This window comes from Rossellomorea sp. y25, from assembly GCF_038049935.1.
GTDB lineage: Bacteria > Bacillota > Bacilli > Bacillales > Bacillaceae_B > Rossellomorea.
In genome coordinates, this window is the sequence record NZ_CP145886.1 from 851,140 (window position 1) to 873,892 (window position 22,753).

18 protein-coding genes are annotated in these 22,753 nt (G+C 43.1%); 12 read left to right on the forward strand and 6 right to left on the reverse strand.

The genetic code is table 11. The annotated features are described in order from the left end of the window. Window positions 1-93: 93 nt before the first annotated feature. Genes menC through AAEM60_RS04220 form a run of 3 tightly spaced genes read right to left on the reverse strand, consistent with a single transcriptional unit; the run spans window position 94 to window position 3,189 of the window. Entirely contained in the window at window positions 94-1,239 is a 1,146-nt protein-coding gene (menC, locus tag AAEM60_RS04210) for an o-succinylbenzoate synthase (RefSeq protein WP_341357490.1), read from the reverse strand. A gap of 3 nt (window positions 1,240-1,242) precedes the next feature. Continuing rightward, complete coding sequence (locus tag AAEM60_RS04215) at window positions 1,243-2,373, reverse strand: M20 peptidase aminoacylase family protein (protein WP_341357491.1); 1,131 nt, start codon at window positions 2,371-2,373, stop codon at window positions 1,243-1,245. A 15-nt stretch (window positions 2,374-2,388) separates the two neighbouring features. Continuing rightward, the gene (locus AAEM60_RS04220; protein ID WP_341357492.1) at window positions 2,389-3,189 is read right to left on the reverse strand and encodes a MurR/RpiR family transcriptional regulator; all 801 of its coding nucleotides are present in this window, start codon (window positions 3,187-3,189) and stop codon (window positions 2,389-2,391) included. 114 nt (window positions 3,190-3,303) lie between these two features. Between AAEM60_RS04220 and AAEM60_RS04225 the strand changes: the two genes are divergently transcribed. The 6 genes from AAEM60_RS04225 to AAEM60_RS04250 all read left to right on the forward strand — a co-directional run bounded on the left by AAEM60_RS04225 (window position 3,304) and on the right by AAEM60_RS04250 (window position 10,270). Continuing rightward, on the forward strand, window positions 3,304-4,722 hold the full coding sequence (locus tag AAEM60_RS04225) for a YfcC family protein (RefSeq protein WP_341357493.1): 1,419 nt from the start codon (window positions 3,304-3,306) through the stop codon (window positions 4,720-4,722). Between the two features lie 468 nt (window positions 4,723-5,190). Beyond that, window positions 5,191-5,421 (forward strand): hypothetical protein, encoded by a 231-nt coding sequence (locus AAEM60_RS04230; RefSeq protein ID WP_341357494.1) that lies wholly within the window; start codon window positions 5,191-5,193, stop codon window positions 5,419-5,421. A gap of 597 nt (window positions 5,422-6,018) precedes the next feature. Continuing rightward, the gene (locus tag AAEM60_RS04235) at window positions 6,019-6,906 is read left to right on the forward strand and encodes an alpha/beta hydrolase (protein ID WP_341357495.1); all 888 of its coding nucleotides are present in this window, start codon (window positions 6,019-6,021) and stop codon (window positions 6,904-6,906) included. Window positions 6,907-7,087: 181 nt separating this feature from the next. Then, a complete protein-coding gene (crtI, locus tag AAEM60_RS04240) occupies window positions 7,088-8,575 on the forward strand; it encodes a phytoene desaturase family protein (protein ID WP_341357496.1) in 1,488 nt (495 codons plus the stop codon). Between the two features lie 15 nt (window positions 8,576-8,590). After that, a complete protein-coding gene (locus AAEM60_RS04245) occupies window positions 8,591-9,085 on the forward strand; it encodes a glycosyl-4,4'-diaponeurosporenoate acyltransferase (protein WP_341357497.1) in 495 nt (164 codons plus the stop codon). 78 nt (window positions 9,086-9,163) lie between these two features. Next, entirely contained in the window at window positions 9,164-10,270 is a 1,107-nt protein-coding gene (locus AAEM60_RS04250) for a glycosyltransferase (RefSeq protein WP_341357498.1), read from the forward strand. A 58-nt stretch (window positions 10,271-10,328) separates the two neighbouring features. Here the strand turns inward: AAEM60_RS04250 and AAEM60_RS04255 are convergent, their stop codons facing one another. The 3 genes from AAEM60_RS04255 to AAEM60_RS04265 all read right to left on the reverse strand — a co-directional run bounded on the left by AAEM60_RS04255 (window position 10,329) and on the right by AAEM60_RS04265 (window position 12,831). Then, window positions 10,329-10,667 (reverse strand): hypothetical protein, encoded by a 339-nt coding sequence (locus tag AAEM60_RS04255; RefSeq protein WP_341357499.1) that lies wholly within the window; start codon window positions 10,665-10,667, stop codon window positions 10,329-10,331. A 138-nt stretch (window positions 10,668-10,805) separates the two neighbouring features. Further along, window positions 10,806-11,816, reverse strand: coding sequence for a DUF3231 family protein (locus AAEM60_RS04260; RefSeq protein WP_299742171.1), 1,011 nt, complete (start codon window positions 11,814-11,816; stop codon window positions 10,806-10,808). A 346-nt stretch (window positions 11,817-12,162) separates the two neighbouring features. Further along, window positions 12,163-12,831, reverse strand: a complete 669-nt coding sequence (locus tag AAEM60_RS04265) for a hypothetical protein (protein ID WP_341357500.1) — start codon at window positions 12,829-12,831, stop codon at window positions 12,163-12,165. A 277-nt stretch (window positions 12,832-13,108) separates the two neighbouring features. Between AAEM60_RS04265 and AAEM60_RS04270 the strand changes: the two genes are divergently transcribed. The 6 genes from AAEM60_RS04270 (at window position 13,109) to AAEM60_RS04295 (ending at window position 22,711) form a co-directional block, all read left to right on the forward strand. After that, entirely contained in the window at window positions 13,109-13,246 is a 138-nt protein-coding gene (locus tag AAEM60_RS04270) for a hypothetical protein (RefSeq protein WP_299742177.1), read from the forward strand. 333 nt (window positions 13,247-13,579) lie between these two features. Further along, the gene (locus AAEM60_RS04275) at window positions 13,580-17,641 is read left to right on the forward strand and encodes a S8 family serine peptidase (RefSeq protein ID WP_341357501.1); all 4,062 of its coding nucleotides are present in this window, start codon (window positions 13,580-13,582) and stop codon (window positions 17,639-17,641) included. A 304-nt stretch (window positions 17,642-17,945) separates the two neighbouring features. After that, on the forward strand, window positions 17,946-18,959 hold the full coding sequence (locus AAEM60_RS04280; RefSeq protein ID WP_341357502.1) for a nuclear transport factor 2 family protein: 1,014 nt from the start codon (window positions 17,946-17,948) through the stop codon (window positions 18,957-18,959). Between the two features lie 224 nt (window positions 18,960-19,183). Next, a complete protein-coding gene (locus AAEM60_RS04285; RefSeq protein ID WP_341357503.1) occupies window positions 19,184-20,776 on the forward strand; it encodes a sodium/solute symporter in 1,593 nt (530 codons plus the stop codon). Between the two features lie 138 nt (window positions 20,777-20,914). Continuing rightward, the gene (locus tag AAEM60_RS04290; protein WP_299742191.1) at window positions 20,915-21,946 is read left to right on the forward strand and encodes a LacI family DNA-binding transcriptional regulator; all 1,032 of its coding nucleotides are present in this window, start codon (window positions 20,915-20,917) and stop codon (window positions 21,944-21,946) included. A 3-nt stretch (window positions 21,947-21,949) separates the two neighbouring features. Beyond that, window positions 21,950-22,711 carry a glucose 1-dehydrogenase gene (locus AAEM60_RS04295; protein WP_299742193.1) on the forward strand — a complete coding sequence of 254 codons (762 nt, stop codon included), beginning with the start codon at window positions 21,950-21,952 and terminating at the stop codon, window positions 22,709-22,711. The last annotated feature ends 42 nt before the right edge of the window (window positions 22,712-22,753 follow it).

The window sequence follows — 22,753 nt, forward strand, 5'->3', positions numbered from 1 at the left end:
AAATAGTATATTTGGTATAGATTAGATAAATGAAGGAAAAAGGTATAGTGATAGCTATTTCTACCTATTCATTCATTTAATAGAAGGATTGTCTCAGCTCGGTATCGGATGGACCGAATAATCACTTATAAAGGATTCTGATTGGATTAACCTTTCTTTTAGCGATTTTCTGCACACCTCTGACCCTATTCCGATTCCTTCTGGAATACTAATGTATCCCCTGTCCATCACGATATCATGGGTGATGATGTCTTCATGCCAGTAATGGGAGGAGGGTGCGGTGTCACCTGGAATGGTAAAGTTTGAAAGTGTCGTCATGTGAAGGTTATGGGATCTCCCAACCCCGGTTTCAAGCATCCCCCCGCACCAAACGGGGATATTGTTTTCTTTGCACAAGTCATGAATTCTAATGGATTCCTGAAGTCCTCCAACACGGCCAATTTTGATATTGATGATTTTACAGCTCCCCAGGTCGATTGCTTTTCGGGCGTCTTCATAGGTGTGTATGCTCTCATCAAGACAGATCGGTGTTGACATTTCTTTTTGAAGATTACTGTGGTCAATAATGTCATCATGAGCGAGGGGCTGTTCAATCATGATTAAATTATATTGATCTAGTTGCTTCAAATGCTCAATGTCCTCTAATGTATAAGCAGAATTGGCATCTGCCATTAAATTGATGTCAGGAAAGGAGTCCCTGACTTTCTTAATAAATTCTATATCTGCCCCAGGAGCGATTTTGACTTTGATTTTTTGAAATCCCTCGTTCACGTATTGTGCCACTTTAGAAACTAATTCTTCAGGGGTATTCTGAATGCCGATGCTTTTTCCCACGGCAATTTTTTTCCGTATACCTCCAAGAACTTCATATAACGGCTTATTATTCTTCTTACTAAAGACATCCCAAACCGCTGTTTCGATTGCTGCTTTGGCGATTTGGTGCCGGCGTACGAAAGAAAGTAATTGTTTGACTTCCTTTGGGTGGGCGATCTCTTTCTTAATCAATTTTGGAATGAGAAAGTCTTTTAGGATATACCGGGCCGTTTGGGTGGTTTCTTCATTGTAGTACGGCTCGTCGCTAGTGACTGTTTCTCCCCATCCAGAGAGACCTGATTCATCAATGATCTCTACTATGCAGACCTCTTTTGTTTTTATTGTTCCGAAACTTGTGGTAAAGGGAGATTTTAGAGATACATTTATCGTGTGAAGAACCACTTCTTTAATATAAACAGGATTCACTCTTCATCCATCCTTCCGGGAATGTAGTTTCACAATTTCAGTCAGAATTTCGATGCCATTAAACAATGAATCTTTTTCAAATTTCATATTAGGGTGATGGAGGCCGGGTTGTAAATCACAACCAAGTCCTACCATAGTTGCCTTTAGGTGGGGTTTTCTTATTGTGTAAAAGTGAAAGTCATCCCCGCCGGGTGTTACTAAAGGAGGGGTCACGTTCTTTTCTCCAAGAACATTCACAATCGCCCTGTGTGCATATGTCTGTGCTTTTTCACTCAATTCTGCCGCGGCTATACCATAGTCTTTAGTCACTTCTATTGGTACTCCATACAATTCGCTGGTCGTATGAAGAATTTCTTTTACTCTTTGTTGTAATTCTTTCATTAGCTCATTGGTTTGGGAGCGGAGGTCGAGACCAATGGAAGCACTTCCTGGAATAATGTTAAGATTCTTTCCTCCGGATTGAAATTTTGTCACTTTGAGTGAATGGGCGATGCTCGGGTTTAAATGTATAGTATTCAAGGCGTTTAGGATGTGATTGCCAATTTCAATGGCGTTATGTGTTAAATGAGGACGGGCTCCGTGGGCATCGTCTCCCTGAATCTCAAACTCTAAAGAGCCGGTTGCTCCATGAAGAATCGATGGCGCTGCGAAGCCGTTCGCTGTCTCCTGAATGGGGCGAAGATGAATACCATATAAGTAGTCAATTTCATCAACCACCCCTTTTTCTACCATCTTCAGTGCGCCCGCCCCGACTTCCTCAGCAGGTTGGAAAATAAAGCGGACACCTATTTTTTCCTTTAGTTGTTCATCCTCTTTCATTTTCCAAAGCACCCCCAGCACCATGGTCATATGGGCATCATGACCGCATGAGTGATTAGCCTGCAGCTCTCCGTCAACCTTCTGCCATAGAGCATCGATATCTGCCCGGATTCCTATGATTGGTACTTTTCCGCTGAAATTCCCATAATCGCCTATTACGCCTGTACAATCTTCAAAGGTTTGTACACGGCACCCTGATTTTTCAAGGGTATTTTGGATATAAGTTGTTGTTTTCTTTTCCTCCCAACTTATTTCAGGGTGGGTATGGAAATATTCAAAGGTATCGCGGATTTTTTCTTTAAATGGTGCATTCATGCTATAGTTCTCCTTTCACTTTATATAGTAGGTGTTCGCGGGATTGACAAAGTCCATTTTTCCTGTTTGCTGAGCAATGTGAAGTAGTAATGTGTTTAATACGGAGAAAGTAATGGGCCCTTTTTCAAGGATCGATTTCTTTGCTGAGTGAATGGTAAGAACGTGATCCCCATACTCAACAATGGGAGAAAGCTCTGAATCCGTTATGATCACAATCGTGTTTCCATTTTCTTTTGCCTCTTTTGCAAGGCGAATCCCCTCTAATGCGTAACGGTAGTAAGAAAAGATGATGATAGCATGATCTTTCCCATTTTTGGTAAACCCGATATCCGTTTCAGGTCGATAAAGGGAGGTGTTATCAATTAAATGATGTAGCAGGAAATAGAACCAGTGAGCATAGGAAAAAGAGTGGTAATAGCCGACTATGCTGGTGGACTTGGATTGAACGAGACAATCAACGATTTGTTTGGCAACATCCCAATCAATGTTGAGGGATGCCTGATGGATGTTTTCCTCATCAGATTGCATGATTCGTTCGAAAGAATTTACTTGTTCGTTTCCGTTATCCCTTTTGGGAGGCTTTAAGGATAAAAGACTCTGTTGAACATCCTTTTGTAATTCCCCATAGCCTGCATACCCGATTGCTTTGCAAAAGCGAATGACCATTGTTTCGCTGACATCAATGATTTCCGCAGTTTTTTTTGCAGGATGGGTCGCAAACAGAACTGGATTTGTGCGCAGGGATTCAGCCACGTTTTTTAGACCTTTTGTTAAATGATTGTAGTTTTTCTGAGTTTTTTCTAGATAAGACATCATCGATTCCCCATTGAAATAAAGTTTTTAATTTATTGTTGTTAAATTAAATTGTATGATTTATTATGGGGTTAGTCAACAGAATATTCAGAAGATTAAGAAGGGGAGGCCGAAACGATGGAAGTTCAAACAATCACGTCAAAAGAAAAGAAACGGAAGTGGGGAATACCAGATGCCTACGTCATCTTGTTTGGGATACTCGTATTTATTGCAATCATGACATACATAATCCCCGCTGGAGAGTTTTCGAGAGAAGAAGTGGACGGCATTACGATGGTTGTTCCTGATAGCTATCAAAATGTTGAATCATCTCCGGCTACCTTGATGGATGTATTCTTGGCAATTCAAGAAGGGATGATTAGTTCCGCACCACTGATTTTCTTAGTATTAATTATTGGAGGTGCGTTTGCTGTCATTGAATCCACGGGAGCCATTGATGCACTCATCCTGAAAACGATTGAAAAGACCAAGAACAAAGAATTGCTTCTGATAGCAGGGGTAAGTATATTATTCTCTGTCTTTGGTGCACTTGGGATCATTGTCAATGCTGTCATTGCGTTCATTCCAATTGGTATCATACTCGCACGTTCCATGAAGCTTGATGCGATCGTGGGAGTTTCGATTATCTATTTAGGTGCGTATGCAGGATTCAATACTGCATTTTTGGATCCATTGACAACAGGTACTGCTCAGCAAATCGCTCAGCTTCCTTTGTTTTCTGGAATTGGCTATCGAATCATCATTTACCTCGCTATCTTAATCACGACCATTGCTTATATAGCCTTTTATGCTAAGAAAGTGAAGAACGACCCTTCCAAAAGTGTTCTGGGGAAAACTCCATTTCCGAAAGTGGAACAAAAAGAAGGAGTTTCGGGTAAGCAGGAAATAACAAGATTGCATAAGCTGGTCTTGTTATGGTTGGTTGTTGGAATTGGAATCTATGTTTTTGGTGTGTTTCAATATAAATGGTCACTGAATGAGATGGCTGCTATCTTTTTGATCATCGCTGCAGGTACCGCCATCATTGCGAAAATGACTCCCAACAAGTTAGTTTCTGAATTCTTTGAAGGAGCAAAAGGACTAGTATACGGCGCATTGATTATCGGTATGGCTCGTTCGATCGTTGTGATCCTTGAAGACGGTAAAATTCTCGATACCGTTGTCGAAGGAATGGCTACGATGATGACCCCTTTCACAAGTGTGGTGGGAGCTTTGGTCATGTTCGTAGCCAACTTGATTTTTAATATTCTTGTTTCTTCAGGCAGTGGACAGGCCGTTATTGTCATGCCTATAATGACACCTCTTGCTGATCTCATGGAGATTCCGCGACAAGTAGCCGTTCAAGCTTATAAAATGGGGGACGGGTTTACAAACACCATTACCCCAACGTCTGGAATACTCATGGCGAATTTGGCGATAGCAGGGATCTCTTGGACGAAGTGGATTCGTTTTATGATGCCCTTATTATTAATTTGGATCGTGATGGGCTCTATCTTTCTGACAATAGGGGTTATGATGAATTGGGGACCATTTTAAGCTTCGTTACTATGTGTTAGTTTAGGTAAGTGTGTAGGAACAAAAAACTTAAAGACTCTAAGTTACGGGGACAGGTCCCAAGGCCCGCTTTTGAAGCTTATCCAGAACAGGATAAGCTTTTTTTTTGAAAGTTTGTCTTGAGTATGATTATGGATATTGAAAAATTGTTAAATAATTGGTAATAAGCTAAGGGGGAGTTTAGTGTGAAAGTGTTTTGAAAAATGATTGTTAGGAGGTCTTAGGTTGCGCCGGGACATATCGAACGCTTCTTTTTACATAAAATGAAAAATTAAAAAACTGTAGGGAGAGTGGGGACGGTTCCAGCTAGTCGAATGGGAACAGTCCCCACTCTACTCCAAGCAGATTATGCAGCGCCTCCTCTCAAGCCTCACTGATATCAACATGATGAAATGGCAGAATCCCTATAAATATCTGACGAAGGACGAGATGCCGAGGATGCATGGTGCGATGAACGCGGTGTATAAAGCGAAGCTGGAACTCTCACAAAATGGGATGATCACCCTGCCGGAGAGCAGACAGCGGATCATGAATCTGAAGCGTGGGTTCCGAAGCGATTATAAGATTCTTAGGGGAAGTTATATGATGGAAAGGCAGAATCTAAAAACATACGGTGACAAACATCATATGATGTTGCTGGACTATTCGACTAGTGAAAAAAAGATCTGGATAGGTATATAATGGTAAAAATCTACCTTTTTACAGGTGGTTTTTAACTTTAAGTACAAAGGGAGAGTTATTAATGTTATTTGAGAAGCCCAAATTATTTTGGTTAACCTATTTATTATTTGCTTTAAGTCTAGCGCTTATTTACTTTATTTTTCCTGAAAATAATTATAAATTTGTGGCGATAGGGATTTTGCCATTAATCTTTTGGCTGCCATTCGATCTTTACAGACTATCAAAAAAGCGAAAATCTGAAAAAAAGTTAAAGGAAAGACGGTGAAAGATATACTTAGGTCGATATTTATATTACCACTTAAAAAGCTTGGGGAGTCCCAAGCTTTTTGTTATGTTACTGGGTGTGATAGCGGCTGGGGGGAGTTGGGTAAGGAGTGTTTCTGGTAGATGAAAACAGGAAGCATGAGAACCGTCCCTGTGCTTCCGGTACACTAAATCTATCAGAGTTGGATAGGAACTATCCCCGTTTCATCTATAAAGAAGTGTAATGCCACTTTTTCGGGGGAATACTAGATTAGTAGAAGGCCAACCGATCCTTACCGGAGCAGCACGTGTCGAAGAATGGAAGCTACTATACTACCAAGGGAGGTAACGTTTATGTTCCGTGTAATGATGGCAAAATTAATGCGTCTCTTTTCTCATTTATCCAACAAAACACCTATGATCCCCCGGCAGGATGTACAAACGAAAAAAGATGTGTTAGTTGAAACATCTGTTGGGCCCACTTACATTTCCTTCTATTATCCTTTGGCAGCAAAAAAGAAAAAACTCCCTGTCTATATCAACTTCCATGGCGGGGCGTTCATCATGAATGATAAGGAATTGGATGATCCTTATTGCCGTTACCTGGCGAATCAGGCCGAATGTGTTGTTCTGAATGTCGAATATGGTAAGGCACCCGAGTATCCTTTTCCAAAAGCCATTGAACAGGGCTATGAAATCATTCAATGGGTGAAGGGAAGAGCGGAGGAATTGGGCATTGAGGCAGAAAAGGTCATGGTTGGCGGACAAAGCTCAGGCGGAAATATTGCTACAGCCCTTTGCCTCTATCTTGAAGAGAAGGGGGACGAGCAGCCCCTGCTTCAAGTGCTATCGTGCCCTATGCTGGATTTTGTCACCCCTCATGCTGAAAAGCCGGAACCAGACAAGTGGCGTTCCCGTTTTCCTAAAGCAGCCCATTTTATCCATATGTGTTACGTCCCAGGGAAGGGACAAGCGGGGCATCTTCTCGCTTCCCCTGTCCGAGCCGAGGTTAACGGCCGCTTAGCCGCAGCCCTGATTCTCATAGCTGAGTCCGATGCATTCAGGCCGGAAGCCGAATGTTATGCGGAGAAATTGAAAGCAGCAGGGGTGAACGTTCAAGAGGCGATATTCAGGGGCTGTGCCCATGCGTTTACCCATCTTGGACCGAAAGAAAGAGCAGAAGAGGCCTGGCAATTGATCGCAGGCAAAATCAAGACTGTTGCTGAAGCCCCTCCATATTGAATCATGTCCTAAACACATTCAACGTTTTTTCTTAGAGGCAGTGAGGGTATAAAACAAGTGTGGAGGATACAGACTTGATGTATTGGAAAAGCACTGGCGCAAGGCCAGGCAGATGTTGAACGTGTTACAGATAAACATACATACTCCAAACAAGATTTCCGAACAGGAGGAACGGTAACCATTGAAAAATAAAACGGTACTTATCATTGGAGGGGGACTCGGCGGGGTGTCGGCGGCCATAACACTCGCACAGGCGGGATACGATGTCTCCTTATATGAAAAAAACGAACATATTGGAGGAAAGTTGAACCGGCTCGAGCAAGACGGCTTTGGGTTCGATCTCGGCCCGTCCATTTTGACGATGCCCCAGATCTTTGAGAAATTGTTTGCGGCCAGCGGTAAATCGATGAAGGATTATGTCCAGATTGAAAGGCTGGATCATCAATGGCGTTCCTTCTTCCACGATGGAAATGTCATAGACTTATATGAAGATCTGAACGACATGCGGGAGAAGAATGCCTCTCTCAGTGAAAAGGATATTCGTGAATATCAACGTCTGCTGGAGCATTCGAAGACTCATTACGATATGACGGATAAAACCTTATTTGAAGGTGCGGATACGGCAAGAGGAATCGTCAAGCAGGCGGGACTGTTCAGTGTCTTGAAGAACATTGACCTGATGTCCACGGTGCATAAATCCCTCGATAAGCGGATCAGTCATGAGCAGTTTCGCGATATGCTCTCCTATTTTATCAAGTATGTGGGTTCGTCCCCTTACGATGCGCCGGCTGTGATGAATATGATGATCTACATGCAGCATGATCAGGGAGCATGGTATGTTCCCGGCGGTTTGCATAAGCTCGCGGACGGTCTTGTGAAGCTGGCGGAGGAAGTGGGGGTGACTTTCCACCTTGGACGACAGATCGTCAAACTTGAAAAGAAGGATGGCGACATTACCGGAGCCGTTTTGGAAGACGGGACACGGGTGACGGCCGATCACTATGTGTCCAATATGGAGGTCATACCGGTGTACGAGCGATTACTGGAGGAAGACAGTGATTATGTTGAAAAATTAAAAACGAAATTCGAACCGGCGAGTTCCGGCCTCGTCATGCATCTGGGTGTGAAGAAGAGTTATCCGCAGCTTCGCCATCATAATTTCTTTTTCGCCGAAAATATGAAGGAGCAAATGGAATCGATCTTCCACCGCCATGAATTGCCGGAGGACCCGGTCATTTATCTCGTCAATGTCAATAAGACCGATTCGACTCAGGCTCCTCGAGGACATGAAAATATCAAAGTGCTGCCTCATATTCCGTTTATCCGGGATGAGAATCCGTATACGCAAAAGGACTATGAACAATTCGCTGAGCGGGTCCTGATCAAGTTGGAGAAGATGGGACTTGATGGCTTGCGTGACAACATTGTAACTAAGGATATGTGGACACCGGAAGATATCAGGCGCACGTATGGTTCCGACCGCGGGGCGATTTATGGGACCGTGTCAGACAGCAAGAAAAATAAAGGCTTGAAGCATCCGAAACAGAGTGAACGCTACGACAACCTCTACTTTGTTGGAGGAACGGTGAACCCGGGAGGCGGAATGCCGATGGTTACGTTAAGCGGCCAGCTTGTCGGCGAGAAAATTATGGAGAGGGATTCTGGATAAAAAGGGGGTGATGTCATGATCGTCTCACTTCCTGACCACTGGATCATACTCATTGATGTGATTGCCTGGACGTTCTTTCATCTCGCCATTTCGGCCATTTGCTTGAAACTGCCTTTGACGTGGTTTCTGAAAGACCATTTCTGGTTTCGGACGTTCCCTTTTGAACAGTCCGGGGCATTGTGGCAGCGTTTATTCCGGGTGAAATCGTGGAAGGGGATGATTCTGGATGGCACGATTTTTCTCAAAAAGGGATACAGCAAAAAGGGGCTGCATGGCACGAAGTCGAGGGACTTGATCGTATTTGCGGCGGAAACGAAACGCGCGGAATTAACCCATTGGCTTTCCATTCTCCCTGCTCCGCTGTTCTTCATATGGAATCCCGTATGGGCAGGATGGATGATGGTTCTGTATGCCATTGTCTTCAACCTTCCGATTATAGTGGTTCAACGGTACAATCGCGGGCGGATATTGGCGATTACGTCAGGCGTCGGCAAGAAATCAAGTAGATAACTGTAAGGAAATGCAGTTACATAAAGGTTGAACGGGGATTGGCACGTTGGTGCGTTCTAAAGGAAGGAGGTAGATTGCATGACAGCTTCAGAAGTGATCAATCTCATCTTGGGTGTCCTGGGGGTGATCATTGGCATGATTATGTTTTGGTCCTTGCCGGTTCCAAGATTCACCTCCAAACATACGGCGGGGCTGCCGTTTGTGTCCATCATTATCCCTGCCAGGAATGAAGAAGGCAGGATCTCCCCGTTATTGCAGTCGTTGCAGGAGCAGCGGTACAAGGGATTTGAGGTTCTGTTGGTGGATGACGATTCATCGGATCGTACCGTGGCCATCGCAGAAAGCTACGGTGTCTCGGTCCTGCAGAATAACGGTGCAGGGAAATCGTCTGCCTGCTGGCGGGGTGCCAAGGAGGCAAAAGGAGATTGGCTGCTGTTCCTGGATGCTGATACCCGATTCACCAGCGTGGATGGATTGCGTAATCTTCTGCATGTCTACCAGGGGAAAGGGGCTAGGGGGATCCTTGCCTTGCAGCCCTATCACACTGTGGAACGTGTGTATGAGCATCTTTCCATTGTTTTTAACATCATCGTCGTAGTGGGTATGAATCTATTTACCGCCTGGGGATCACGGTTCAAAGCCGCAGGCTCGTTCGGTCCATGTATTTTATGTAATCGAGACGATTACTTTTTATCCGGAGGGCATGAAAAAATCGAGGGAGCCATCATGGATGATCTGGCACTGGGAGAGGCCTTTCTTGATCAGAACCTTCCCGTTCGCTGCCTGGGCGGCAGAGGGATCATCTCGTTTCGCATGTATCCGGAAGGCATGGGAAGCCTGATCGAAGGCTGGTGCAAAAGTTTTGCCGTTGGTTCCAAGTCCACTCATCCCGTGGTCATGTTGATGGTCATTCTCTGGATTACCGGAAGTTTAACTAGCGCATCTTCATTGATCTCTTCGATTATGGAGGAAAGAACCGCCGCTATGATCGTCAATGGGGCATTGTACATCCTCTATTCCGTTCAAACAGCATGGTTTGCCCGCAGGGTCGGGGATTTCAGATGGGTGTTTTTCCCTTTTTACCCGCTGCTATTTTTATTCTTCGCAGTGATTTTCCTTTATTCTTTTGTTCGAGTGAATGTTTTTCATTCTGTGAAATGGAAAGGGCGTAAGATAAAGGTGTGATGTGTGGATGAAAAGGAAGCACGAGAACCGTCCCCGTGCTTCCACCAGTGCTTCCAGCTCAATCTACTTTTACTTTGTTTAATATTATTTTTAAAGAAAATCCAATTATCAATTCAGGAATGACACACAGCATTGGGAACCACACCGGTCCCAGTAATACTCCGAAAATTTTCGCTTGTGCTGAATACATAACCCCTACAGTCACAAAGAATGCGGAACTGACGAATGGAAGATAGGAATAAGGTTTTTCCCCCCCGCCTGCGTCCTTAAAGGCATCCCACATCGAGAAGAAGTATAAACAGGGATAAAACATAAGCCACTGATAATTTGTATGTGACACTACACCCTCTATATTTCCAAGGAAGCTCAAGCGGATCATTTCATTAAAATTTGCCATGACGTTTATAATAATCTCCAATCCTACAAAGAGAATTCCTTTTATAAGCCGTCCATTTAATAATTGAGAAAATCCAGGCAGGGCTATACTCCATACTATACTCTCAATGATTTTATCTTTTTTTTTTATCGCTATACATCATTTGTTTTTTGCCAAGTCATTATGATCTGTTGCCAGAGGGGGCTGTTCCATCCACTCATTTTCTATCAGTAGATTCATTCCGTCTTCAGCTAACAGTCCTATTTCTGCAATCATTTTTGCGTAACTCGCCGCTAAATCCCTTCGTTGGCTTATCCCCATTGCCTCACCGTAATAACCAATAGCAGAAGAGAGTAGTGCAGTTACATGAAACAACATAAGTTTGTCTGAAAAAGGAGGAGTTGTTGAATCAGTCACCTCCGTCTCATATGTCCTGGGAACGTGTAAATTATCTTCGATTAACATAGAAGATAGTACTTTAAAGTGATCGTTACAGAGCTGCCTGGCCCGTTCCATGTAATTCCTGACTTCTTTGGATTCAGCTACTTGACTGAAGCCTAATTCAAGGACAGTCTTCACCATTGTTTTCTGCAAATTCAGATAGGTACCACTTATTTCTACTGCACTTATAGGTCTGCGTTTTCCTAGCCAACCTGTTAAGAAATTTTGTTTCTTTATAAACTCAACTTTTTGGTGATTGTTCAAACTAGGTGGTTTGCTAATAATACCTTTATGTGTAAGAACTTTAGTGGACCGATCATACAATTCCAACGTTTCCGTCATAACTCCAATAAAATATTCTCTCTGATCTTCCCGAGTGACATTGCCTATTGCACCTGCATATCTAGTGAGTCCATGAATAGCCATGATATGTAAATAAACAATGATATAAGTGTCTGAAAATAAAGGAGGTGCATCTATAGTAACATCTTCATCTGTAAATCCTTTTGGGATCGGATACCCTTCTGTTGTTAAAAATTCTCCAGCCTTTTGAAGGTGTCTTTCCGTTAGTTCAAGGGCATATTCAAGCACCTGAATAATATCTGTATCTTGAACATAATGAAGGAAATGGCGAAACATGCAACGGGCTAAGCTATCATTGACATACTGTGTCCAGAGGTTTGCGAGTTCTGATGAACTTATCTTAGTTTTATGGTGACTGATTTCCATTAAAATACCTCCTGTTATTGGTCTGAAATAGTTTATCCCAATGGACCTTGTTTAATGAGTAAATAAACAAACCCATCTTCACAAAATGCAAAGATGGGTTTGTCTACAATCTTACGTTGCTAACTTAAGGATTTTTGTGCTATGTAAGAAAAAATTAGGGGATATCTGCTTTCATTAACATTTCACCAAGGGGACGTCCGATTTTGTCTTATAACCATTTTGATGTTTCCATGAGAGCTTCGAAATTTGTACTCTTTTCAATGTTTATGTCTTGAAATATATTGACTGAAGAAAAGGAAGCACGGGAAACGTCCCCGTGCTTCCAAGCAGCCTAATGCAACCGCTATTACCTATTCATAAACTTCTTCATTTCCGATTTCTTCGGATCAATCGTAAACCTGTAGATCGGCAATTCCTGGCCAACTTCAGAAGGGACATAGTTAAAGCTTACATAACTGTCTACTGATTCTGGCTCAAGTGATAAAGATAATAGGTTTGTCTGAGGCTGTGCCGTCAAGAATACATAGCTGCCTTTCGGGAAAGTCACTTTCTCTTTTGTTACCTCTGTTTCCACGTCAACAAGCTGTCTGTCCTCGTACTCTCCAATATTGTCCTTTTTCGTGACGGTAAAGGACTCGGCAGGCAGTTTTACAACCTTAGGCAACGTAAAGGCTTTTAATCCCTGGTTTTTGAGTTTTTCAGCTATTTCCTCCTGACCGGGCATAAGCACGTTGGTGGTCGGTCTTTCTCTTACTAATGTTGGTTCTGCATCAGTGGCGCTGAAGTAGTTGACCGGAATGTCCTGCACCGTACCTGAGGCGATGTCGACCATTTCAAGGGTTTGATCGGCAATCTCTTTGTTTTCACTATCGATGATGATAGGATCATTGTCATTTGGAATCAGACCTTTTTTTACTAGATTCAGTCTTTCGGAGGCTACAAGGTGCTTAATTTGTCTTGCATGGTCGGCGGTTTGCGTAAGTATTTTCTCATGTGTAGCAATTTGTGCATTCACTCGTCGGGCAAAGTCTTCCCGGCCAATTCCAATTCCGCGGCTTTCTACAAAAAAGGAGAAAGAAGGAGCAAGCCCAAATGAATTGCCCCCTATTAAAGGGGCTGTAAGCTAGGTTGTACGATCTACTTTTATTCGGTTTCCGAAACATTTCCAATAGAATTGTAGAAGAATTTTCCTTAAATGTTAGAGATATCTTCTGAAAAAACAGTTCTTTTGTTGGGCATGGATGGGGATGGTTCTATTGGTTCATTGTGAGCTAGCTTCTGGTGAGGGGGGAATGAAGGGAGATAATACGGAGTTTCAGAGTGGATGGGGTTGTTTGGGTGCGACCGATTCAGACGGCGTAGGATGGGGGATTCGTTCATCAGGTTTATGGAGATTTGGAGGGAGAGGAGTAGTAGCGGGAGTTGGGTGAGGTGTGCGGTTTTGGGTAAGTGAAAAGGAAGCATGAGAACCGTCCCCGTGCTTCTTGGGAAAGCAAAATGAGGTTATAGGCCTGGTCTTTTTATACTACAAATGAAAAATTAACACTGAATGGAAATTTCGGAAGGATCGAAACTTAGGCCATTACTAGAGGTTACGAGGCGATTCAGCACGGATTCCCTGGCAGATTGTTCATCCTGCTGTCTTTTTCTGATCTTTGAACTCAGATCTATCTACCTATAGGCCTTTCCCAATAGGTTACAGGCATGACCAATGCTATAGTCAAAGTGTTAGAAAATTAAGAAAAAGGGGATGGAATAAGTAAATGAAGAGAAACAAAAAAATGTTAGTGTATGCATTAGGTACAGGCCTCTTGCTCGGTTCCGGGAATATCCCGGCAATTAATGTCCTTGCAGAAAAACCAACTTCAATGGAATCCGTACTTGCCAACATGTCTCCACAGCAGCTGGAAAACTATAAGCAGCTCCAGTCAGTGGAAAAGCAAGGTCTTTATTTAGACCGAACGGTTAACCTTAAAAGTGACAGCCCGGTGAAGGTCATCGTACAGCTTGACCACCATCCTGAAAAAGTCGCTCAGTTGCAAGCCAAACTGGAAGGAAAGAACTTTGACGCTCGTGAAGCAAAGGCACATGTAGAAAAGGATCAAAAACACTTCAAAAACGAGTTGGCCAACATGTTCAAGGATAAAAGCAATAATGGTTACAAGGTAGGCCAAACTTATAAAAACGCCATGAACGGTGTTTCCTTGGAACTTCCTGCTAATCGGATTGAAGAATTAATGAAACTTGATGTGGTAAGAGCGGTCTACAGCAACGTCGAAGTTCAAATTGATCCACCGGTTCCATCCGAGGCTCCTTCTAACGGACCAGCGAAAGATTATATGATGGAAAGCCTTCCTTACTTAGGAGTCGATAAGCTGCATAATGAAGGGTTTACCGGCAAAGGAATCAAAGTGGGGGTTCTTGATACAGGTATCGACTATAACCATCCTGACTTGGATGAAGTCTATAAAGGCGGTTATGACTTCGTGGACAACGATAATGATCCGATGGAAGCAACGTATCAGGATTGGCAAGAGTCCGGTTTACCGGAATTCTCGAATGGCAATTCCTATTATACTGAACATGGGACTCATGTTGCCGGTACGGTTGCCGGTGAAGGCGATAATGAAAGTGAATACAGTATAAAAGGGGTAGCTCCTGAAGCAGATCTTTATGGCTACCGTGTCCTCGGACCTTATGGAAGAGGGTCGAGTGAAGGGGTCATTGCAGGGATTGATCGCGCTGTTGCCGACGGAATGGATGTCATCAACCTTTCCCTTGGTGCAGGTGTAAATGATCCCTTGTATCCGACTTCTGTAGCGGTGAACAATGCTGTTCTCAGCGGGGTGACGGCTGTCGTTTCGGCTGGTAATAGCGGAAGTGAATCCTTTACGTTAGGCTCGCCTGGAACCGCTGCACTTGCCTTAACAGTAGGGGCAAGTGATGTTCCGATTGATATCGCGACATTCACTGGTCAATATGGTGCAGAAAGCGTCAATCTTCAGCTAATGGCCAGAAACTATAGTGATAATCTCGCAGATTTAGAAGATAGTAGTATGCAGCTTGTAGATGTTGGTCTTGCTACCAGTAACAATGATTTTATCGGTAAGCCTGTAGCCGGGAATATCGCATTAATCAGCCGTGGTGACATTTCGTTTGTTGATAAGATTAAAGCGGCAGCAGCGCATGGAGCTAAAGCCGTCATGATTTATAACAATAACGGTGAAGAAGGACATATCCCTCATTTCCTTGGAGAGGGAGTCGATTTTATTCCTACATTCTCCCTGACAAAGGCTGAAGGAGAAGCTTTGAAGGAAAGCATCCAGGAAGGAGAAACCTTTTCCTTTAGCGATAGGCAGGCCATCACAACAGAGGGTGACCGCCTTGCCGATTTCAGTTCAAGGGGACCTTCCAGAATGAATTATGATATCAAGCCTGAAATTGTTGCCCCTGGTGTGGGTGTGCTATCAACGGTTCCTTCCTATATCAACGATAAAGAAAACGGAACGTATGATTACGCCTATGCGAGGTTATCGGGAACCTCAATGGCATCCCCGCATGTAGCTGGTATGGCGGCGCTATTATTACAATCCAATCAAGACTTGGAACCAGCTGATGTGAAATCCATATTCATGAACACCGCGGATCCTATGAACGGCGATTACAGTGTCTATGAAGTTGGCGCCGGCAGGGTGGATCCTTATGAAGCCATTCATTCAGATATGAACTTTCAGGTCATTGATGAGACAACCACCCTCATGAATGGAGAAGAAATGAACATTGATGAGAAGACCGGGGGTATGAGCTTCGGATTTCAATATATTGAAAAATCACTGAGAGATCAGCGTACGATTTTGATTGAGAATTCCAGTGAAGAAACGAAAACATTTAATGGTAGTGTGGAGTTTACCAATCAGTCCCATGACGCTTCCAAAAACGGAATCCATCTATCTTTTGATGAAAAAATTAAGGTGAAGGCCGGGAAGAAAAAGAAAACAAACGTATTCCTAAATATCCCTAAAAAAGCTGAAGAGGGTTACTATGAAGGGTATATCCGTTATGTGAATGAGGAAAATCCATCTGAAGAATATCAAATCCCATTTGGTATCCGAATTTCCGAAGAAGGAATTGAATCAGTCAGAGCGTTCAACTTCTCGACGAAAGAGAATAATCAATTCGGAGCCTTGTTCAATTATACCCCAATGGATTTTACGTTGAAGTCACCTATGGAACAGATCAACGTCGTGTTGGTCGATGGCAAGACAAATAAAGAAATGGGACTGGTCGGGGTCATGGATGCTTCAGGAATCAATGAGGGACAGAGGATCATCATTAACTCTGCCTTTGCAGGTTACTATTACCCGTATGATGATAACCGTATATCAGTCAACCCTGCATTGGCACCGGAAGGCCACTACAAGCTAAGATTAGTGGGGACCAACAGTGAAGGGAAGACGTTCACGAAAGAAACGGATACATTCATTGATAATACAGCCCCGGAGTTTTCAAGTACATTGCCGACGGGCGTGTATGAGTATAAGGAAGGACAAGAAACGGTTCCATTCTCCATGTCCCTTTTTGATAAGACCATAGAAGATATGAAGAAGGCGGGACTCGAAGCATCTCAATCCAATAATTACATTGTCTACCATTATGGATCACCATTCCCAACAGGGGCATTGAATACTGATGGTGAAGGGAACCTTTCGGATGAAATCTTGATGAACCCGATTCTCAGCAGGTATCCTGTTGGGTTCTTCGCACACGACTCCGTCGGAAACTTCGCGCAGGGTGGACCAATTGTCAATAGTTTTGTAAAAGAAGGTACACAATATGCCACTGCTTCCATGGATAAAAAAGAAATCATGGCTGGCGATAAGCTGACGATGACACTCTCGTCTCATAATGTTAAACAACTTAAAGAAGGATCTTTCTCAGTAGATTATGACAGCAATCAACTTGAGTTGACGGACGTGAAGATCCATCCGGATTTCCTCGAGTATGGTGATTCTGAGATTACGTATGACGACAAGGGAAAAAGCAGTTCTACAAGACACCTTGATGTTCAAGTGAATTTGGAGAATCCGGAAGCTGAAGTGAATGGGGACATTCCATTGGCAGAAGTTACGTTTGAAGCGAAGGATGCCAAATTTTATAGAATGAACTACGTAACTGCGCCGACCTTCTCAAGCAAGTATACAGACGTTAACGGTCAAACGACTAATTTAAAGGGATATTTTGAAGGACAATATCCGGAACTGCTGCGCAGCTATTCAGAGATAAGAGGGGACATTAAAGCCCAAGGATTCTTTGGTACCGACGGAAAATATGACAATGGTACAGACTATTCAAATGCTCCAGTTTCCATAAAGGTGACCGATTGGGAAGGCAACGTACATGACGGGGAAATGGTCCGTAACAATGACTTTGTAGCGAAGCTCCCAGTAACTGATAAGCCTTTCCAGATTGAAGTGAATATCCCTGGACACTTTCCGGTCAAATCCACTTTCACTATTTATGATCAACGTGAAGATAAGGTTGTCGGCACATGGCATGGCTTGCCTCTGCGCACGCAGGATGCCGGGGACATCAACCAGGACAGTGTGATTGATATCATGGATGCGATCGAGATGAAAAACAGCTGGGGAACAGATGAGCAACATTCAGACCTAAATTTCGACGGTACAGTTGATGCAAAGGACTTCGAATTAGTTGAATACAACTTCCTTGAAGCAGATCCTGGCGTGGATTCAGCCCCGAAACCAGTGGAGAAATATAAAGGAAAGTCTTTGGATGATATTAAAAATGAATTAGGTATTGAATAAAAAGATAATCGAGACAAAGGCACGCGCTGCCTTTGTCTTATAACTATTATTGAGGTTTCGCGATTTACTTTGCTGATTCTAACTATCCCTGCGTGATTTCTCGTGATAGTATCTGTTCAAGAAGAAAGGACCGAAACTCCTGAAAATCAAAGGAATTTAAATTTTAACAATATTCAAAATTAACTATTTACATTCTTCTGAAAATTCGATAGTATTCAATGTATACAAATACTAATTGTTTTATGAATTTTTGAATGCGCATTCAATATGAAGACTCGTCCTTGAAATAAGGTGGGAGGTAACCATGAGTAATTATCAAGAAGAGAAAAGAATTGTAAGACGTTACTTCGAAGAGCTCGAGAAATCTACACCAGAAGACGTACAAAGTGTTTTAAAGGAATATACTGGTGAAAATTATAGTTGGCAAGGAGTCTACCCCTTCCGTGAACAGGAGGGAGTTCAGGCAGTTGCGGAAACCTTTTGGGTCCCTTTATTAAGATCTCTAAAAAAACTGCAGCGTCGTCAGGACATTTTCATGGCTGGCACAAACGAAATAAGTGGTGAAACATGGGTCATGAGCATGGGGCATTTCATGGGCCTCTTTGATCAAGACTGGATGGGGATTCGACGAACAGGGAAAATGATCAACCTAAGATATGCAGAGTTCCATTGTGTAGAGGATGGTAAAATCACCAAAACGGGGTTATTCGTTGACCTGATCGGATTCATGATCCAGGCAGGAGTGAACCCGCTGCCTCCTTCAACGGGTACATACTTTGTTTATCCAGGTCCAAGAAATCACGATGGTCTGCAATTTGACGATGCTCCAGAAGAAGAAGGTGTGAAAACGCTGAATCTTGTCAATCAAATGGTCGATGATTTATCGGAATTGAATAAGAGTGGAGCTATGGGGTGTCCTCCGGAGGTCCTGGAACGTACTTGGTCGGAGGATATGATTTGGTATGGTCCTGGCGGGATCGGGGCGAGTTATACCATTCCGAGATATCAACAGCAGCACCAGCTTCCTTTTAGAAATGGTCTTAAGGATAAGGAATTCAATGGTCATGTGTGCCGGTTTGCTGAAGGACAGTTCGCGTGCTTCTTTGGATGGCCGAACCTTTCGAATACACCAATAGGTGGATTTCTGGGGCTGCCAGGCGGGAATGTTCGAGCTGACATGCAAGTGGTGGATGTGTATTACCGTCAAGGGGATAAGCTTTCTGAGAACTGGGTTCTGATCGATATCCCTTATTGGCTGAAGCAGCAGGGATTGGATATTTTTGAGCGAACCCAAGGGATTATGAATCCGTCACTTTAAGGATCAGCGTCATGGTTACGTACATGATCACTTCTCCAACAGTATAAATGGAGATAAGAAATAATGAATGCGTTTACAAAAGGAATGCTTGAAACTCTGCCTATAACCATTCCAAACATCTTCGTCTCAATCATAAGCCTCTTAATAAAGGCAGTGGGTAGATCATCTTGCTTTTTTATGAATCCGCATTCAATAAATATGGATATGGGGGGTCTTCGTTCAATATGGGTTGGATTGATATGACGATTGTCGCAGTATATATGATTGCTCTGATCATTATGGGTTATAAACTGGGGAAGGGAAATCACACACAGGATGACTACTTTGTAGGTGGGAGATCTGTTGCAACATTCCCGATTGCTCTTTCCATTGCAGCCACCACGGTCAGTGCGAATGGATTTATTGGAGGACCAGGCTGGGCGTATGGTTCGGGACTGATCGCTTTTATGTTGAATTTCAGCATACCTATCGTATTAATATTGACGTTATCGATCTTTCTCCCTTTTTTCTATAATCTAAAGGTGACGTCCATCTATGAATATATCGAAATGCGTCTGGGAGGGAAAAGCAGACTTTTAGTAGTCTTTGGATTTATTGTATCAAATGTGATTCAAGTAGGTTCGTTCTTATTTATTCCTTCACTGGTCATCCAAACCTTCACGGGATGGTCACTGACGATTGTCGTTCCCATGGTTGTGGCAGTGGCGATTCTGTACACGTTACTAGGCGGGATTAAAGCGGTTATCTGGACGGATGCGATTCAGATGTTTGTCTTGTGGGGTGGAGTCATTGCTGCATTTGTCATTATTCTGAGCAATTTAGATATTGGTTTCTTTGAGGCGATGAAGGTTGTGAAAGAAGAGGGGAAATTGGATGCACTTGATTTCTCGCTGGACGCGAAGTTAGAGAATGGTGTATGGGTTGGCCTGATTGGCGGTCTCTTTATGTGGCTTAAATATTATGCTACGGATCAGACACAGACTCAAAGGATGTTCGCGGCAAAGTCGATCAATGAAGTGAAGAAGTCGATCTGTATTAGCGGATTTGTGATGAACATTATGTATTTTGTGTTCATGTTCATAGGAGTATTGCTTTTCGTCTTCTTTGATGGCAGGGAATTCGATAATTCCAACAACATTATGATCACCTTCATTTCTAATAACATCCCTGTAGGAATCTTGGGGCTGATCATGGCAGGGATTTTTGCAGCTGCCATGTCCAGCATAGACTCCGTACTAAATTCAGTTACGACCGTCTTCATTAAAGACATTTATGAAAAGTTCATCACGAAAGGAAAGCCGGCTTCTCTAAAGGTTTCGATGGTCTTCACCCTTGTGTTTGGGGTATTGCTGATCGGATTTACATTGATGGCATTCAGCGGTACGACCGCTTCGATCTTAAAGACAGTGGGCAGCTACCTCTCGTACTTCTCAGGTTCGATACTGGCGATGTTTCTTTTGGCGATGTTCACGAAGAAAGCAAATGATAATGGAGTCGCAATCGGGTTTGTATTAGGAATCGTCATCACGACCTATATTGGAAACCTTGGGCTGGTGAACTGGCTCTGGAATTATCCGATCGGATGCGTGATCACTCTTATCATTGGTTACATTTTCAGCTTACTATTTCAAAAGAATAGAAGAATGGAATTGGAAGAATTCACGTTTAATGGTCAAAGAGCAAGGTTGATAAAAGAAGGAACTGTAACAGATGAAAACGGTCATTCCATTGTTCCGGGGGGCATGGACAAATACTCATATGCACTCATCGGATTGTTTATTGCACAGGTGATCATATTGGGGCTTATCCAGTTATAGGGAATGAGGCTTTGTCATTATCTGAATTTTTAATTATAATGGAATGTGAATCCGGATTCATCATTCTCGCTAGATTATCGGAATACCATAACAACCGGGTTTAATACACGAAGGCAACTTTTGAAAGGGTTTTGAAAAATGAAAGCCAGAATTAGCGCATATGATGTGGCGAAACAGGCAAGTGTTTCACAATCGACCGTTTCCAGGGTCCTGAACAATTATCCTCATATCAAGGAATCTACAAGAAGGAAAGTCCTTGAAGCGATAAAGGAATTAGGGTTTACAAGGGATGAGATTGCCAGAAGCCTTGCCAGTAATAAAACGAGAACCATAGGATTGATTGTCGGGGATATCACGAATCCTTTCTTTGCCGAATCAGCGAAAGTGATTACGGGAAAAGCACAGGAGATGCAGTATGATGTGATCCTTTGTAATACGAATCACAATGAAGAGAACCTGGATAAATATATTCAAACCCTTAAAGGGAAGCGAGTCGATGGGATCATCATTGCCTCTGCAGATAAAAACAATCAAAGAATCAAAGAATTATATGATCAAGGATTTCCTGTCATTCTGTTCAATAGTATCTTGGAACACGAGAAGGCGAATTATATAGCCGTCAACAACTACAAAGGAGCTAGACTTGCGGTGGAACATCTTTATCAATTGAACCATCGCCGCATTGGCTATATTGCAGGTCCTTCGAAGTATGTCACCACCCATTTGAGGAATTTAGGATACAAAGAAGCACTAGAGGACTTAGGGATTGTCGGAAACGATCAGTTTGTCTACAACAAAGAGTTTTCTTACGATGAAGTTTATCAGTTTACCAAAAAGTTATTAAAACAGAGTGACCGGCCAACAAGCTTTTTCTCTGCTTCCGATCAAATGGCCCTTGCCGTGTTAGATGCTGCAGCTAGTGAAAACATCAAGGTACCGGAAGAATTATCAGTCGTAGGATTTGATGATATTGATTTGGCAAAGAATCAATATATTGGACTCACCACCATCACCCAGCCGAAAGAAAAAATGGCAACCCTCGCCTTGGAAAAACTGATCTCCCTGATTGAAGAGGGCGAAGGGAAAGACGAAGGGTTTCAGATCATATTAGAACCCGATTTAATTCAACGAAAAACAACGGGAGTATGCAGGAACGAGAAAGGAGGATAAGAATTGAAGCACTTTGCTGAATTGAAAGGGAAAAGGGTCATGGTTACGGGAGGAAGTAAAGGCATTGGAAAGGATATCGCGCTCTCCTTTGCCAAACTGGGGGCCACAGTGGTGATTTCAGGGAGGAATGATGAAGCCCTGTCAGCTGCTGTCCTTGAGCTGAAACGTTACTCCCCCGATTGTTCTTATGTGAAGGCCGACATCCGGCATGTAGCGGACATTCATAAGATGGTGGATGAGGCTGCCGCTCATATGGGGGGACTCGATGTACTGGTCAATAACGCAGGAGTGAATATTCCTAAACCAGCCATAGAAGTGACGGAGGAAGATTGGGACTCAATCCTTGATACAAATCTTAAAGGAAGCTTCTTCTCCTCCCAGCGTGCAGCGAAGTATTTTCTTTCACAAAAAAGTGGGAAGATCATCAACATTGTTTCACAGATGGCATTCGTTGGCTATATCAAGCGGGCAGCCTATTGTTCCAGTAAGGGAGGGGCCGTGCAAATGACCAAAGCTCTTGCTGTTGAGTGGGCACCCTACAATATCAAGGTTAATGCAGTGGCTCCAACATTTATTGAAACCGAGCTCACATCCAATATGTTTGAAGATCAAGATTTTTATCAAGACGTGATCAATCGAATCCCATTAGGGAAACTTGCCCAACCTTCTGATGTGACAGGAGCGGTGTTATTTCTCGCTTCTGACATGGCAAACTTTGTAACGGGTGAAACCATCAAGGTTGATGGAGGTTGGACCGCAATTTAAAGAGTATCTTTTATTGCATTTTGAATGCGCATTCAAAAAGGA

Coding starts and splice junctions, on each gene's coding strand:
- AAEM60_RS04215 (WP_341357491.1), bottom strand. CDS start 2,373: ATGAATGCACCATTTAAAGAAAAAATCCGCGATACCTTTGAATATTTC.
- AAEM60_RS04220 (WP_341357492.1), bottom strand. CDS start 3,189: ATGATGTCTTATCTAGAAAAAACTCAGAAAAACTACAATCATTTAACA.
- AAEM60_RS04225 (WP_341357493.1), top strand. CDS start 3,304: ATGGAAGTTCAAACAATCACGTCAAAAGAAAAGAAACGGAAGTGGGGA.
- AAEM60_RS04230 (WP_341357494.1), top strand. CDS start 5,191: ATGAACGCGGTGTATAAAGCGAAGCTGGAACTCTCACAAAATGGGATG.
- AAEM60_RS04235 (WP_341357495.1), top strand. CDS start 6,019: ATGTTCCGTGTAATGATGGCAAAATTAATGCGTCTCTTTTCTCATTTA.
- AAEM60_RS04245 (WP_341357497.1), top strand. CDS start 8,591: ATGATCGTCTCACTTCCTGACCACTGGATCATACTCATTGATGTGATT.
- AAEM60_RS04250 (WP_341357498.1), top strand. CDS start 9,164: ATGACAGCTTCAGAAGTGATCAATCTCATCTTGGGTGTCCTGGGGGTG.
- AAEM60_RS04255 (WP_341357499.1), bottom strand. CDS start 10,667: ATGGCAAATTTTAATGAAATGATCCGCTTGAGCTTCCTTGGAAATATA.
- AAEM60_RS04260 (WP_299742171.1), bottom strand. CDS start 11,816: ATGGAAATCAGTCACCATAAAACTAAGATAAGTTCATCAGAACTCGCA.
- AAEM60_RS04270 (WP_299742177.1), top strand. CDS start 13,109: ATGAAGGGAGATAATACGGAGTTTCAGAGTGGATGGGGTTGTTTGGGT.
- AAEM60_RS04275 (WP_341357501.1), top strand. CDS start 13,580: ATGAAGAGAAACAAAAAAATGTTAGTGTATGCATTAGGTACAGGCCTC.
- AAEM60_RS04280 (WP_341357502.1), top strand. CDS start 17,946: ATGAGTAATTATCAAGAAGAGAAAAGAATTGTAAGACGTTACTTCGAA.
- AAEM60_RS04285 (WP_341357503.1), top strand. CDS start 19,184: ATGGGTTGGATTGATATGACGATTGTCGCAGTATATATGATTGCTCTG.
- AAEM60_RS04290 (WP_299742191.1), top strand. CDS start 20,915: ATGAAAGCCAGAATTAGCGCATATGATGTGGCGAAACAGGCAAGTGTT.